Here is a 14819-nt window from a genome sequence, read left to right as displayed (position 1 = left end):
GGACATGTCGAAGCTGGAGGAGATGGACGAGCTGAGGGGAAAGGCGGAGGGCTAGAAGAGGACGGGGCGGGAGACGACTAAATCAATTTGCGAAAGAATCTTGACGGTACCGATGCCCCTTTTTCAGCCGTATAAATTCCGTGCCCGCTTTTAACCGCTCGGACAGAATGTGTGTCCGGTTGCCTATCGTTCCCGCAGGCAGATAACCTTTTCCGGAACCGTTAAAAACCCTTTCGGAAGAGGTGCCCATGAAGACCGTCTATTGCTCCTACTGCGGCGGGCGGGGGCTCAGGCGCAGGACGGCACAGTTCTGGGAGGTCTGGCCCATGCTCGAGTGCGTCGACGAGGTCCACAGGGTCGTCTTCGTCGACGGCATATACCTCGCCAGGGACCTCGTCGTCCTCATCGCGCGGTTGCGGAGGTGTGGCCGCAAACCATGGTCCAGCGCTGCCTTTGGCATGCTTTCTCCCAGGTGAACAGGCACATGACTAGCAGGCCGAGGCTGAGGGCGGGGATGCTTCGTGGTCTTGATGGGGTGGGTGCCTAATTCGCAGGAGGCAGAATCTGGTTTGATGGTGCTGAAAAGTAACAAATATTGTTTTATTAGAGGGGTAATTGCATTCAAACGACGCATAGCCAACAAAGGCTCGGTTATTATTCACCATATGGAAATAGAGTTTGTAGGTTCTCAGACCGATTGTGGCACATCGAAAAATGCGATTCGTGTAACGCTCGACCCGTCTATTGCCGAATACTACAACATCGTGAAGAACGAAGGTAAATTGACGGTCGAAAAGCGTCCGGTCACCCTGACCTCCGCGAGTGGTTCCAAGGAGTACGACGGCAAGCCCCTGACCAATCACAAGGTCACCGTTGGGGAGGCTGCCCGGGATACTGGTTGGGCCGATGGCCAAGGTGCCACCTATTCTTTCACCGGCTCGCAGAAGATCGTCGGCTCCTCCGAGAATGCATTCGAATGCATCCCCAACGAGGGAACCAATCTGGACAACTATCAGATCAAGAAGACGTACGGAACCCTGACCGTTACCGATCGTAGCGAGAAGTACCAGATCACCCTCACTCCCAATTCCAAGTCCGTGACCTACGACGGCACCGAGAAGTCCGTATCCGGTTTCGAGACCCTGGAGTTCCAGATCAATGGTCAGACCTTCTACGTTTCCGGCGTTGAGGCTTCTGCAACGGGCACCGATGCAGGCGAGTACCCTGTCAAGGTTTCCGGCCAAGCTGTCGTCATCGATTCCGACGGCAACGATGTGACCGACCAGTTCATCGTGAACATCGACGATGCCAAGCTGACCATCGTCGGGGTCGACTCCGATAAGTCTGTATCCAATCTCCCTCACACCGGCTGCGGCCGCCCCCTACGGGATCAGCCGTCTTCGGCCGTTCTTCATCCCTTCCAGAACAGCTGGGTGAGTTCTTGGCGGGTGGTGGTGCCGGTTTTCTTCAGAATGTTGTGCACATGGGCCTGCACGGTGCCCAGGGCCAGTTGCGGCGAACTGGCGATGTTCTGGTTGTCCTTGCCCTGCAGCACCTCTTTCAAGATGACGCGCTCGCGCGCGGTCAGGTGACAGTGCTCGCAGAGGGCGAGGAGCAGCTCGTCTACGTATTCTTGGGCGTCGGGCGCGTCGGTTCCTTAGAACGGAGGCGCAAGGTGTTGACAGCGGCGCACAGGGCGAAGAAACCAGTTCAATATCAATCCGTCTAGGCGTTAGGACTAGTTAGGATTAGTTAGGATTAGTTAGGATTAGCCAGGGTAAGGTGTGCGGTGAGCTAATGTAATCTGAAAATAATCCTGGTTATTTCTTCTCAAAACTACGGGTGCGCCCCATGCTGTGTGGCGCAAGGGAGCGTCTCGCTCATTTCGGGGCGCTTCATGGGGGGCGCGGTCCGCAAGGGGCGGTCCGGCCAACGAATTTTGAAGGAGATTTCAATGGTCAAAGATTACATCGACACCAACGACTTCACAAAAGAAGAGCTGCTCGGCATGGTAGATCTGGCCATCGCCATGAAGGGGCTCATCAAGGAGGGCGGCGAGTACCCGCACCTGCTGAAGGACAAGACCCTCGGCATGATCTTCCAGCAGGTGTCCACCCGTACCCGCATCTCCTTCGAGACGGCCATGAGCGACCTCGGCGGTCACGCCCAGTTCTTCGGCCCCGGCTCCATCCAGCTGGGTGGCCATGAGTCCATCGAGGACTCCGGCCGCGTTATGGGAAGCCTCGTCGACATCCTCATGGCCCGCGTCGATCGTCATAAGGATGTAGTGAGCTTGGCGAAGTACTCCGCGGCCCCCGTCATCAACGGCATGAGCGAGTACAACCATCCCACCCAGGAGCTCGGCGACCTCATGACCATGATCGAGAACTTGCCCGCCGGTAAGAAGATCGAGGACTGCAAGTTTGCCTGGATCGGCGATGCCACCCAGACCTGCGCGTCGCTCATGTTCATCTGCACGAAGATGGGCATGGACTTCGTGCAGTTCGGACCGAAGGGGCATCAGATTCCCGACGGCTGCCTGCATATTGGCACCGATGAGGAGCGCGCCGAGTTCGGCAAGCATCTCATGGCTATCGGCGAGGAGAACTGCAAGGTCTCCGGCGGCACCATCACCATTTCCGACGACATTTCCTGCATCGAGGGCGCCGACTTCGTGTACACCGATGTGTGGTACGGCCTCTACGACAGCGAAGTCTCCAGCTCCAGCTACATGGATGTGTTCTATCCGAAGTACCAGGTGACCTGGGATATGATGAACGTTGCCGGTCCGAACAGCATGTTCATGCACTGCCTGCCCGCCAACCGTGGCGAGGAAGTCGTCGACGAGGTCATGGACGATCCCGAGCGCTCCCTGTGCTGGGTCGAGGCCGAGAACCGCAAGCACTCCATTCGCGCCATCCTGGCCACTCTGTGCCCCCAGAGCGAGCCCGACGAGCAGAAGGCTGCGGCATACCGCGCCACCATCAATGAGCGCATGGCCGCTCTCGGTAAGCACGGTCTGTAAGACGTACCAGGTCGGGCGAGCTACGGCTCGCCCGCCTTCGCAGGAGATGGGCGACCTCATGGCCATCGGCGAGGAGAACTGCAAAGTCTCCGATGACAACCGAGTGCATCAAGGGCGCCGACTTCATCTACACCGACGTGTGGTATGGCCTGTACGATGCTTTCTGATGGGCGGCAGCAGATGCTTGTCTCTTGCTGCCCATCATCTGCGCCACTGCGCGTAAGCACTGGCGCCCTGTCTGAAAACGACTGAGCAAAGGATTAAATATGAGTGACGGAAAGAAAAAGCTTTCCTTCCTGACGGTCATTTCGACCATCATCTGCGTCGTCTTCGTTTGCGAGGCCGCCGCTCCTGCTGCTGCCATTGGCAACCAGCAGTTCTTCTGGTGGATCTTCCTGATCCTGACCTTCCTGCTCCCTTACGGCATGGTCGTCGCCGAGCTCGGCACCACCTATGACGGCGAGGGCGGCATTTACGACTGGGTACGCGATGGCCTGGGCGACAAGTGGGGCGCCCGCATTTCGTACTACTACTGGGTCAACTACCCGCTGTGGATCGCCTCGCTGGCGACCATGTTCCCCGACATCCTGGGCATGGTCTTTGGCGTCGAGTTCAACCTGATCGCCAAGATGGGCATCGAGCTCGCCTTCGTGTGGATCGTCTACCTCATGGGCCGCTCCAAGGCGGCCGACTCCGAGTGGGTCCTCAACGGTGGCGCCCTGATCAAGGTCGCCGTTGCCGTCATCGTCGGCGCCCTGGGCATCTGGTATGCCATGGAGAACGGTTTCGCGAGCGACATGTCCGCCGCCACCTTCCTGCCCGAGCTCACCAACACCAACGCCCTGGGCTACCTGTCCATCATCATCTTCAACTTCATGGGCTTCGAGGTTATCTGCACCATGACCGATGATATGGCCGATCCCGCTCGCGATATCCCCAAGGCTATCGTCGTCGGTGGCGTGGCTATTGCCGTCATCTACCTGTTCGCTGGCTTCGGCATCGGCGCCGCCATCCCGGCCGACTCCATCGACCCCGACTACGGCATGATCTTCGCAGTCCAGACCATGGTGGGCGATTCCGTGCTCTTCAAGGTCATCTGCATCGCCTTCCTGATCACCCTGTTCGCCAACATGGCCGCCTGGTCCTTCGGCGTCAACTCCGTCGCCCGCTACGCCGCCGAGCACGGCAACATGCCCAAGGTCTTCGCCTCGATGATCTCCGAGGACGACATGCCCAACGGCGCCAACCTGGTCAACGCCGTCGTCGCCTCCCTGGTCCTCTGCCTGCAGCTCGTTCCCGTCGACGCCATCTCCAACGGCGTCTTCTGGATGCTCTTCGGCACCTCCGTCGTCTTCCTGCTGCTCACCTACATCCCGATGTTCCCGGCGTTCCTCAACCTCCGCAAGAACGACCCCAACCGCGAGCGCATCTTCACGTTCCCGTTCAAGGGCGCGATGATGAAGGTCATGCTGGCCATCCCCTGCATCGAGCTGATCCTGGCCATCGTCGCGACGCTGGCGCCGTTCTCCGCCGCCGAGATCGGCGAGAAGGTCCCGATGATCATCATCTTCATCGTGCTCATGCTCATCGGCGAGGTCGTCCGCGTCGTCAGCGCCAAGGGCCGCGAGACCGAGTACAAGGGCCTCACCCCCGAGCTGGCCGCCCAGCGCCTCGCCGAGGAGGCCGAGGAGAACTAGGGCACCCGGTTCCGGGCACCCCGGCCTCCTCGGAGGTGTGCCCGGGCGACGGGTCCGCCAACCATTCCCCGGGGCGGGTGCAGGCGATAGCTCCGGCAGCCGCCGACCGCCCCGACCCCTCTCCCGTATCCCTCGTGCGCCCTGTCTCCGCGCACCTGGCTACGTCGTCGCCCGCCGGTGCGACCCCGTGAAAACCGGCGCCGGGCGCCCCGACCTCTGCCGGGGGACGGGCGCCCGCCATCTCTTGGTCCTAGGCCGCGGGCAGCCCGCCCGCGGCAGACGATCGTCCGGTTTGGAGGAAATCTTATGCGTACGATCACCGAGTCCGAGTCCACCCCTAGGGCCGACGGCTTCTTCATGCCCGCCGAGTTCGCCCCCCAGGACCGCGTGTGGATGGGCTGGCCCCACCGCACCGACACCTGGGCCCACGGCGCCAAGCCCGCCCAGAGGCAGTATGCCGCCATCGCCCGCGCCATCTCCGAGTTCACCCCGGTCTACATGTGCGCCAACCAGGTCGACTACGCCAACTGCAAGGCCGTCTTCGAGAACGACGAGAACGTCACCGTCGTCGAGATGACCACCGACGACGCCTGGTTCCGCGACACCGGCGCCACCTACGTCATCAACGGCAAGGGCGAGAAGCGCGCCAACCACTGGCACTTCAACGGCTACGGCGGCCTCATCGACGGCCTCTACTTCCCGTGGGACAAGGACGAGCAGATCGCCCTCAAGATGGCCGAGCTCTCCGGCTGCCGCCGCTACCGTCCCGACGACATGATCCTCGAGGGCGGCTCCATCACCGTCGACGGCGAGGGCACCCTCGTCGTCACCGACCAGTGCCTCCTGTCCCCCGGCCGCACCTGCTCCGCGGTGCTCGAGGAGGAGGACCCCGAGTCCATCTGGCCCAAGTACCGCAAGAAGTTCGAGCCCTGGAGCGAGGAGCTTCGCGGGTACATGACCGAGCACCTCAAGGACTACCTCGGCGTCGAGAAGGTCATCTGGGTCAAGGAGGGCATCGACCCCGAGGAGACCAACGGCCACATCGACGACGTCGCCACCTTCATCGCCCCGGGCGTCATGGTCTGCATCTGGACCGACGACCCCGAGTACCCGTTCTACGAGCAGTGCCACGCCGCCTACGAGACCCTCTCCAACGCGGTTGACGCCAAGGGCCGCAAGCTGAAGGTCTACAAGCTCTGCATGCCCGTGAAGCCGCTGTACATGGACCAGGCCTCCTGCGACACCATCGACGCCGACGAGAACGCCGAGCCGCGCGTCCCCGACGAGCCGCTGATCGCCTCCTACATGAACTACCTCGTGACCAACCACGGCGTCATCGTCCCGCAGTACGGCGACGAGAACGACCGGCTGGCCGTCGACACGCTCCAGGAGATCTACGACGAGGTCTGGGGCGAGGGCGTCTACAAGTGCGTGGGCGTCCAGTCCGACCAGGTCGTCTACGGCGGCGGCAACATCCACTGCATCACGCAGCAGGAGCCGTCCGCCTAATGGCCCGGCCTGCCGGGGCGCGGCGCCCCTCTTTCACGGGGATCCGCCGCACCCCGGAGGCCTGGCCGGCCGGGCGAACGGGGCCGCCTGGCCGGCCGGGCTTTCCCCCGGCGCTCCGCTGCCTCCGCACCGGAGCGCCCTTCCCCTTCGATTGGATACCCGCCTGGCCTGGGACCTATCGCGGGTTAGGCCAATTGTTCGCTTGGATATCCCAGGTCAGGCGCGTATCCAATTGCCGAAAGTTCCCGGTCGTATACGCGGCCGTCTTGATCGGAGTATCTATGTACCAGCGTATTTAATTACTGCGCTGGAATAGAACACATGCTTGATAAATTAATTTAGCATCAGACAGCGGGCGCAGTTTCAGCCGAATCCGTGCCCGCTGCTGTATGTGTGAACAGTGCGAATAGGGGACGTAGCCCTGTTCACACCTGGACCCATGTCGGCACCGGTCAATGCCCACGATGCTTCTGCTTACGCTTCAACTTCCGCTGCTCGAAGCGCGCCGCTTGGGGCTCGGGTCGCTTCTGTCCATCAGGGATGCATTCACGAAGGTCCTCATCGCCCGCGCGGGAGTTCGAACGCGCGCAAATCGATCCGGACGCAAGCGAAGCCCCAGTCAGCTCCATGACTTATGGGAAAGCCGCCCTTTGCAGGCTTCTTACCCTTGTTGTGGCGGTTGTTGTTACCAGTGCTGTTTGCATTCGCATTGGCAGAGGAGCTGTCGCCGTTGCCCCCCGTATTCGTCAGTACCGGGCTGGGTGGTTGCCTTTCAGTCTGCATGCAAGGTGAGCTCGGGCCCAGCGCCGTCTTTTTATAAGCGCTTTGGCGAAAACGTCTTGCTTATCAGGAGGATTTAAGTCCCAATTAAGAAAGGAGCGGAAAGAGAGCCATATGCAATAGCAATGATTTCGCTATTGCATCTATTACTTGCATTTGCCTTAATAAACCCTATATTAGAATAAGGCGCAATCGTATCCTTTTACCAAATCTGAGCAAGCGCATGTATGCCCCAGCTCAGATTCAAAAGACTTTGAAAGCGAGATGCCCTGAGCAAATGCTCATGTACGGTAAAGAAGCAAGCAACCGAAAACAATAGATAGACCGCCAGCACTACACTATTCCGAACCAAAGACCAAAAGATAAGCATTTTGAGAAAATCTAAACTTTTGGATTTTCCTACAATGCCGACTACGGCGGAATCCCTCCCACTCCTTATATATTTCTTTCTGTATACATTGAATTTGTATTTAGTAAAATGCAGACAACACCACGGATCGGCTTTTGGCTGGACAATTCCAACCAAAAGCCGCAGCAGACAGTAGAAACCATTCTGAACGTTAGGAAGCCGGTATGATTGTTACATATAAGGGGAAGAAAAATTTCTTTTAGATACTTGTTTTCCTAAAACTGATGTGATATAATAATTCAAGTCCAGAAAAGGAGTAAAAAATATGCGGCAAGGTATTCTTAAATAAAACTATAATCAAATAGTGGGAACAAAGGATTATGATAGTCCCTTTTGTAGGGGCTTAGTTTTTTGTACCCAATTTAAGAATACTTTTGCCTTATCAATTTTGACATATCCCCAAAAACAGCACTCACAAACAGGTGTATGCTGTATACGTGTATGTCCGCAATTATCATCCCCAGTGGTAAAAGTATTTTACTGCTGGGGATTTTTATGCCCTTCGGGGCAGTAAAGGGAGGACAATCACATGAAAATAATCAATATCGGGATTCTTGCCCATGTAGACGCTGGAAAGACAACCTTGACGGAGAGCCTGCTATATGCCAGCGGAGCCATTTCAGAACCGGGGAGCGTCGAAAAAGGGACAACGAGGACGGACACCATGCTTTTGGAGCGGCAGCGTGGGATTACCATTCAAGCGGCAGTCACTTCCTTCCAGTGGAACAGATGTAAAGTCAACATTGTGGATACGCCCGGCCACATGGATTTTTTGGCGGAGGTGTACCGCTCTTTGGCTGTTTTAGATGGGGCCATCTTGGTGATCTCCGCTAAAGATGGTGTGCAGGCCCAGACCCGTATTCTGTTCCATGCCCTGCGGAAAATGGACATTCCCACCGTTATCTTTATCAACAAGATCGACCAGACTGGCGTTGATTTGCAAGGCGTGTATCAGTCTGTTCGGGATAAGCTCTCCGCCGATATTATCATCAAGCAGACGGTGTCGCTGTCCCCGGAAATAGTCCTGGAGGAAAATACCGACATAGAAGCATGGGATGCGGTCATTGAAAATAACGATGAATTATTGGAAAAGTATATCGCAGGAGAACCAATCAGCCGGGAAGAACTTGCGCAGGAGGAACAGCGGCGGGTTCAAGACGCCTCCCTGTTCCCGGTCTATCATGGCAGCGCCAAAAAGGGCCTTGGCATTCAACCGTTGATGGATGCGGTGACAGGGCTGTTCCAACCGATTGGGGAACAGGGGAGCGACGCCCTATGCGGCAGCGTTTTCAAGGTGGAGTATACAGATTGTGGCCAGCGGCTCATCTATTTGCGGCTATACAGCGGAACGCTGCGCCTGCGGGATACGGTGGCTCTGGCCGGGAGAGAAAAGCTGAAAATCACAGAGATGCGTATTCCATCCAAAGGGGAGATTGTTCGGACAGACACCGCCCACAAGGGCGAAATTGTCATTCTTCCCAGCGACAGCGTGGGATTAAACGACGTATTGGGGGACAACACCCGGCTCCCTCGTAAAAGGTGGCGTGAGGACCCCCTCCCCATGCTGCGGACGTCGATTGCGCCGAAAACGGCAGCGCAAAGAGAACGGCTGCTGGACGCTCTTACGCAACTTGCGGATACTGACCCGCTTTTGCGCTGCGAGGTGGATTCCATCACCCATGAGATCATTCTTTCTTTTTTGGGCCGGGTGCAGTTGGAGGTTGTTTCCGCTTTGCTGTCGGAAAAATACAAGCTTGAAACAGTGGTAAAGGAACCCACCGTCATTTATATGGAGCGGCCGCTCAAAGCAGCCAGCCACACCATCCATATCGAGGTGCCGCCCAACCCGTTTTGGGCATCCATCGGACTGTCTGTTACACCACTCCCGCTTGGCTCCGGTGTACAATACGAGAGCCGGGTTTCGCTGGGATACTTGAACCAGAGTTTTCAAAACGCTGTCAGGGATGGTATCCGTTACGGGCTGGAGCAGGGCTTGTTCGGCTGGAACGTAACGGACTGTAAGATTTGCTTTGAATACGGGCTTTATTACAGTCCGGTCAGCACGCCGGCGGACTTCCGCTCATTGGCCCCGATTGTATTGGAACAGGCATTGAAGGAATCGGGGACGCAGCTGCTGGAACCTTATCTCTCCTTCATCCTCTATGCGCCCCAGGAATACCTTTCCAGGGCTTATCATGATGCACCGAAATACTGTGCCACCATCGAAACGGCCCAGGTAAAAAAGGATGAAGTTGTCATTACTGGCGAGATTCCCGCCCGCTGTATACAGGCATACCGTACTGATCTGGCCTTTTACACCAACGGGCGGAGCGTATGCCTTACAGAGCTGAAAGGATATCAGGCCGCTGTCGGTCAGCCGGTCATCCAGCCCCGCCGTCCAAACAGCCGCCTGGACAAGGTGCGCCATATGTTTCAGAAGGTAATGTAAAGATACATAATCGTCAAGACGGCAACAATCAGAAGTTATGGAGGGTAACGGGCGATCATACGGCAACAGTGCTTGGCGCTGCTCTGACCGGAACGGATGTGCTTGCATTGGCAGCTGCAATCTGCGCGCGCAAAAGAAAGCGCATCTGATAAAACTAGGCGCTCTCATTTCGCTTGCCACAAGAAGTCGGTACCGCGCGGATGCGAACTGCGGCCCAAACTTAGACGGCTCAATAAATAAATAAGCTGCAAGGGACTGGTCCCGGATTTTCTCCGGGGTCAGTCCCTTCAATTTGACCCGACCCCTCCGAGCGTTTCAGTGGGTTGCGTAGGCGTCGAGGTCAGTCATCCCTAAAGGGCCCGAAGTCGTATCACGTCCGCTCCGATCCCGTCCTCGATATGGCCGAAGGCCTGTTCGGCCGGCTCGCTATCCAGGTAGTTGTCCTTGACGCCTATTCCGAAGGAGGCATGCGAGCGATATCAAGTCGTCGCGATTCCCAATGCTCATCTTGACCGCGTGCCATCTGGGCAGGCGGCGCAACCATGGCTCCCTTGTTGGTTTTCGACGTTGTATAAGGCAATCGCAATCGTCTTGAGCTTCTTTAGGGAACTTGAACAAGAGATATGGCCTGCTGGCGATTGATTAAGTCCATTCGTTTTGGTTACAAGAAAACACACTGCGCGCCTGCAGCATGAAGAAGAGGGAATCCATATGAATATCGTGTATTAAGTGGCAGCCCGCGCAAGGGTGCCAATACCGACACCATGGTCGAGGCGTTTGCCGAGACCGCACGCGAGGGCGGCCATACGGTCGAGGTCATTCGCGTTGCCAGCAAGAAGATCGCCGGCTGCCTGGGATGCCAGTACTGCTTTACCCATGAGGGCGCCTGCGTGCAGAAGGATGACATGATCGGTGTGGTCGAGTCGCTGCAAGACGCCGATATGGTCGTCTTCGCCTCGCCTATCTACTGGTTCGATATCACTGCGCAGGAGAAGGCTGCCATCGACCGCCTGTACGCCTTCGGTGCTACGGGCTTCCCGTTCACCAAGACGGCCCTTTTGCTCGATAGCCACAGCGAGGGCGCCTATGATGCGGCGATCGCTATGTACAAGTCAGCCTGCGCGTACTGCAAGTGGGAGAACCAGGGCATTGTCACCATCAGCGGTATGACCGAGCGCGACAGCATGGCATCGTCGCCCAAGTTGGAAGAGGTGCGAGAGTTCGCCCGCAAGCTCGCCTAAGGACAAGAAGAGCGCATGGCAATCGGTGTTATTTGAACTGCTTGCCGTCCTTGCCAGGTGAATCGTTGATTGCCCTGCGCCGTTGCCCTTGCGGACAATCTCGGCGTGCTAGGAGGCCTTCTCACTCAGGAACTCCCTGAATGCGGGGATGTCAAAGCCAACGAGACCACGCCCGCGCTCTCCGATGACGCCGTCCTCGAGGAGACGGCGTTTATATTGGCTTGCATAGTTGCCGGCAACGCCCATGCGTTTGGCTATCTCCGAGACCCTGCTGGGGCCAGAGTCGGGCAGCATCGCGAGCAAAAACTCAATGTCTTTATCGGAAAGCTCCCGATAGGTCGTTTCGAGAATTCGATCGCGCAGCTCCATACGGGCAAGCAGAGAACCCTGCTGGACATCAGGTGCGCTGATTTTGGGCGAGTTCTCCGAAACATCCCATGTGCGATATCCGACGAGCTGCATCATGTAGGGGAATCCGTCGACGGCCTTCACAGCATCCTCGAGCGCTTCTGGTGTGATTGAACGTCCTCCGGCCTCAACAGTTTTGCGAAACGCGTTTGCAATTTCAACGTCAGTGATTCGTCCTAACTGATGATATTGGGAACGCCTGAGGAACGAGACGGAATCGTTACGCAGCAACGCCGATACTTTGTAGGGCAGTCCTGCCATGAGTAGGGCAACTTTTTTACCTTCGCGTACAAAGTGCTGGTAAACAGAGGCAAATTGAAGCATTTCTTCGAGATCGACGGTGACTTCATCGATGGTGATGAGAAGTCCGATGTCATGTTTTTCGAGTTGCTTAAAGATACCATTCATGCGTGTGCGCCAGTTGCCCTGGGCCTCTTGAGCATATGTCCAATCGATGCCCACTGGACCAATTTGAACGCCGTTTATGCGCGCGTGAGGCTGTGAGAGATAGCTATCTGCGGCTTCTTTGGTTCGCTCGATAATATCTTCGAGCATGCCTGGCATGGCGGAGACATTTGCTGCGATCCAGCCGTGTTCAAGCGCCGTTTCTGAAAGGAGCGAGAGAAGCGCCGTCTTGCCCGTTCCCCTTGCTCCCGTAATAATAGTCGACAGGTTGGGATCTCCCGGGCCGTTGATAAAGCCACGGTTGATGTCGCGCAGGATATGCTCGCGACCCGCTAGAAAGGGAGGGACGCTTCCAAATGTTGGGGTAAAGGGGTTCTTGCTGTACTCCATGGTAGCTCCTTTGCAAGTTTTGCTAATTTTTGCAAGTTTTGCTAACTTTTGCAAGTTTTGCTAACGACAGACCAAAGGGCATCGAAGCAGTGGCGCTGACATGTTTTACGCAGAAAAATAAGCAGAAATCAATTTATCTGCGTTAAAAAATAGTTGAGAAGAAAAACGACGAGTCCCGGGCGCAATGCCGTTGCGTTCCGGGCCTCGTCGCTTTGCGAAGTGTCTAACGATCTCGTTGCCGTCGTCCTAGTCAAACAAACTCGGCATGTCGTTTTCTTTCATGAGGGCACCGGCAGAGGGGAGACTCTGCGCGGTGAACTTCTCGGCCGAGACGCCGGCGCCAAGGATTTCCTCGGTCGTGCCGACGGTGGTGACCGAGCGACCCTTCTTGGCGGTAAAGGCCTGGACGCCCTGCGTGTTGGTGGTCGTCTTGGTCTTGAGCAGCGACGTGTTGAAGTTCATCAGGCGGTAGTCGCTCGAGACCAGCGCGATGTCGTGGTCTTCCTTGAGTACCTGAGCATACAGCAGTTTGCTGCCGCCGTAGATGGCGTTCTTAAGGCGCTTGCGGTTGGTCTTGGTGACGTATCCAGAAAGTGCGACGCGCACCACGCGGCCGTTCTCAAAGACAAACAGCACGTCGGCCTTGTAGTCCTCAGGGTCGATGACCCAGATGACACTCTCGTCGGGTTCCATCTCGAGGTCGGTGGGCAAGTACGAGCCCAGCTGGGCCGACTTGGTGTCCTCAAACGCTGCGACCTTGCACTTGTACACCTGGCTCTTGTTGGTAAAGACCAGCAGCTCGTGGGTGTTGGAGGACGGGAACTCGATAAAGGGTTTGTCGCCGTCTTTGTACTTGAGCGTCGCAGCCTTCTTGAGCACGCGGTCCGTCATCTTCTTAAGGTAGCCATCGCGCGAGAGCATGATGGTAACCGGATATTCCTCGACCTCGGGCTCCAGGCTTACCTCGATAACCTCATGGGGCTCGATCCTGCCCGTGCGGCGCGGCATCACGTACTTTTTGTTGACCGCGGCCAGCTCGTCGCTGATGACCTTCTTGATGTTCTCTTCGCTCGAAAGGATCTCCTCTAGCTCGGCAATCTCACCCTCGAGCTTAGCGATGTCCTTGGTGCGGTTGAGGATGTACTCCTCGTTGATGTTGCGGAGCTTAAGCTCGGCAACAAACTCGGCCTGGGTCTCGTCGATGTCGAAACCCTTCATAAGGTTGGGCACGACCTCAGCCTCGAGCTTGGTGCCACGGATGATGGCGATGGCCTTGTCGATGTCGAGCAAGATCGCTTCGAGGCCGTGCAGCAGGTGCAGGCGCTCGGACTTTTTGCCCAAGTCAAAGTTAATGCGGCGACGCGTGGACTCAATACGCCACTTGACCCACTCGTGCAGGATCTGGCGTACGCCCATAACGCGGGGATAGCCGTCGACCAGCACGTTAAAGTTGCATGAGAACGAATCCTGCAGCGTAGTCGAGCGATAGAGCTTGGCCATGAGCTTGTCGGGGTCGACACCGCGCTTAAGATCGATGGCGATACGCAGGCCCGAGAGGTCGGTCTCGTCGCGGATGTCAGCGATCTCCTTGACCTTGCCTTCTTTGGAGAGCTTGACGATGCGATCGATGATGACATCGGTCTTGGTGGTGTAGGGGATCTCGTAGACCTCGATAATGCGCTCTTCGGGAATCCAGCGCCAGCGGGAGCGGATCTGGAAGCTGCCAAGGCCGGTCTCGATAATCTTTTCCATCTCCTCGCGGCGGTAGATAATCTCACCGCCGGTCGAGAAGTCGGGCATGGGCATGTACTCGAGCAGATCGCAGTTAGGATCCTGCAGGTAGTGCATGGTGGCGGTGCAGACCTCGTTGAGGTTGAAGCCGCAGATGTCAGACGCCATGGCGACGCCGATGCCCTTGTTGGCCGAGACAAGGATGTTGGGGAATGTGGTAGGCAGCAGGCGCGGCTCCTTCATGGCGCCGTCGTAGCTGTCGACAAAGTCGACCGGGTCCTTGTCGATGTCCTTGAAGATCTCGGCACTGATGGGGGCGAGCTTGGCCTCGGTGTAACGCGAGGCAGCGTAGCTCAGGTCGCCCGAATAGTACTTGCCAAAGTTGCCCTTCGACTCCACGAAGGGGGCGAGTAGCGCCTCGTTGCCGGTGGCCAGGCGCACCATCGTCTCGTAGATTGCAGCGTCGCCGTGCGGGTTGAGCTTCATGGTCTGGCCCACGATGTTGGCGCTCTTCTGGCGCTCACCTTTGAGCAAGCCCATCTTGTACATGGTGTAGAGCAGCTTGCGGTGCGAGGGCTTAAAACCGTCGATCTCGGGGAACGCACGCGAGACGTTGACGCTCATGGCGTAGGGCATGTAGTTGACCTCGAGCGTCTGCGTGATCGGCTGATTGGTGACCTCGGAGTGCAGGCCGATGACGTTCTCGGCGTTGACCTGCTTTTTCTTTGGCTGGTTCTTCGTCTTCTTCTTTGCCACGATTTCCTCTTGAACTTCT

At 57.1% G+C, this 14819-nt stretch carries 9 protein-coding genes and 1 pseudogene; 6 read left to right on the top strand and 4 right to left on the bottom strand.

What is annotated here, in order from left to right:
- Positions 1-248 precede the first annotated feature (248 nt).
- Positions 249-476: a hypothetical protein gene (locus tag ACTQ0H_RS05980; RefSeq protein WP_441538498.1), complete on the top strand. Its 228-nt coding sequence runs from the start codon at positions 249-251 to the stop codon at positions 474-476.
- 12 nt (positions 477-488) lie between these two features.
- On the opposite strand, the gene ACTQ0H_RS05975 is transcribed toward ACTQ0H_RS05980, so the two are convergent.
- Positions 489-1364 (bottom strand): hypothetical protein, encoded by an 876-nt coding sequence (locus ACTQ0H_RS05975; protein ID WP_441538500.1) that lies wholly within the window; start codon positions 1362-1364, stop codon positions 489-491.
- Positions 1365-1411: 47 nt separating this feature from the next.
- Positions 1412-1555: a LuxR C-terminal-related transcriptional regulator gene (locus ACTQ0H_RS05970; protein WP_441044900.1), complete on the bottom strand. Its 144-nt coding sequence runs from the start codon at positions 1553-1555 to the stop codon at positions 1412-1414.
- A gap of 399 nt (positions 1556-1954) precedes the next feature.
- On the opposite strand from ACTQ0H_RS05970, the gene ptcA reads away from it, so the two are divergent.
- The 5 genes and pseudogenes from ptcA to ACTQ0H_RS05945 all read left to right on the top strand — a co-directional run.
- Positions 1955-3025: a putrescine carbamoyltransferase gene (gene ptcA / locus ACTQ0H_RS05965; protein ID WP_441056337.1), complete on the top strand. Its 1071-nt coding sequence runs from the start codon at positions 1955-1957 to the stop codon at positions 3023-3025.
- Between the two features lie 266 nt (positions 3026-3291).
- Complete coding sequence (locus tag ACTQ0H_RS05960) at positions 3292-4722, top strand: APC family permease (protein WP_441064158.1); 1431 nt, start codon at positions 3292-3294, stop codon at positions 4720-4722.
- 306 nt (positions 4723-5028) lie between these two features.
- Positions 5029-6231 (top strand): agmatine deiminase family protein, encoded by a 1203-nt coding sequence (locus tag ACTQ0H_RS05955; protein ID WP_441538502.1) that lies wholly within the window; start codon positions 5029-5031, stop codon positions 6229-6231.
- Between the two features lie 1718 nt (positions 6232-7949).
- Positions 7950-9869 (top strand): tetracycline resistance ribosomal protection protein Tet(W), encoded by a 1920-nt coding sequence (gene tet(W), locus ACTQ0H_RS05950; protein WP_441538504.1) that lies wholly within the window; start codon positions 7950-7952, stop codon positions 9867-9869.
- 734 nt (positions 9870-10603) lie between these two features.
- Positions 10604-11110, top strand: a pseudogene (locus ACTQ0H_RS05945) (flavodoxin family protein); the annotation flags it as partial.
- A 108-nt stretch (positions 11111-11218) separates the two neighbouring features.
- Here the strand turns inward: ACTQ0H_RS05945 and ACTQ0H_RS05940 are convergent.
- Positions 11219-12313, bottom strand: a complete 1095-nt coding sequence (locus ACTQ0H_RS05940) for an ATP-binding protein (protein ID WP_154516910.1) — start codon at positions 12311-12313, stop codon at positions 11219-11221.
- A 246-nt stretch (positions 12314-12559) separates the two neighbouring features.
- On the bottom strand, positions 12560-14800 hold the full coding sequence (locus ACTQ0H_RS05935; protein WP_441048557.1) for a DNA gyrase subunit A: 2241 nt from the start codon (positions 14798-14800) through the stop codon (positions 12560-12562).
- Positions 14801-14819 lie beyond the last annotated feature (19 nt).

This window comes from Collinsella sp. LCP21S3_A3, assembly GCF_052118905.1.
Lineage (GTDB): Bacteria > Actinomycetota > Coriobacteriia > Coriobacteriales > Coriobacteriaceae > Collinsella.
The sequence above is the reverse complement of the archived record's forward strand: the minus strand, read 5'-3'. Positions and strand labels throughout refer to the sequence as shown.

Excerpts from the sequence above, each read along its gene's own strand:
- ACTQ0H_RS05980 (WP_441538498.1), top strand. The coding sequence starts at position 249 with ATGAAGACCGTCTATTGCTCCTACTGCGGCGGGCGGGGGCTCAGGCGC.
- ACTQ0H_RS05955 (WP_441538502.1), top strand. The coding sequence starts at position 5,029 with ATGCGTACGATCACCGAGTCCGAGTCCACCCCTAGGGCCGACGGCTTC.
- ptcA (WP_441056337.1), top strand. The coding sequence starts at position 1,955 with ATGGTCAAAGATTACATCGACACCAACGACTTCACAAAAGAAGAGCTG.
- ACTQ0H_RS05960 (WP_441064158.1), top strand. The coding sequence starts at position 3,292 with ATGAGTGACGGAAAGAAAAAGCTTTCCTTCCTGACGGTCATTTCGACC.
- ACTQ0H_RS05940 (WP_154516910.1), bottom strand. The coding sequence starts at position 12,313 with ATGGAGTACAGCAAGAACCCCTTTACCCCAACATTTGGAAGCGTCCCT.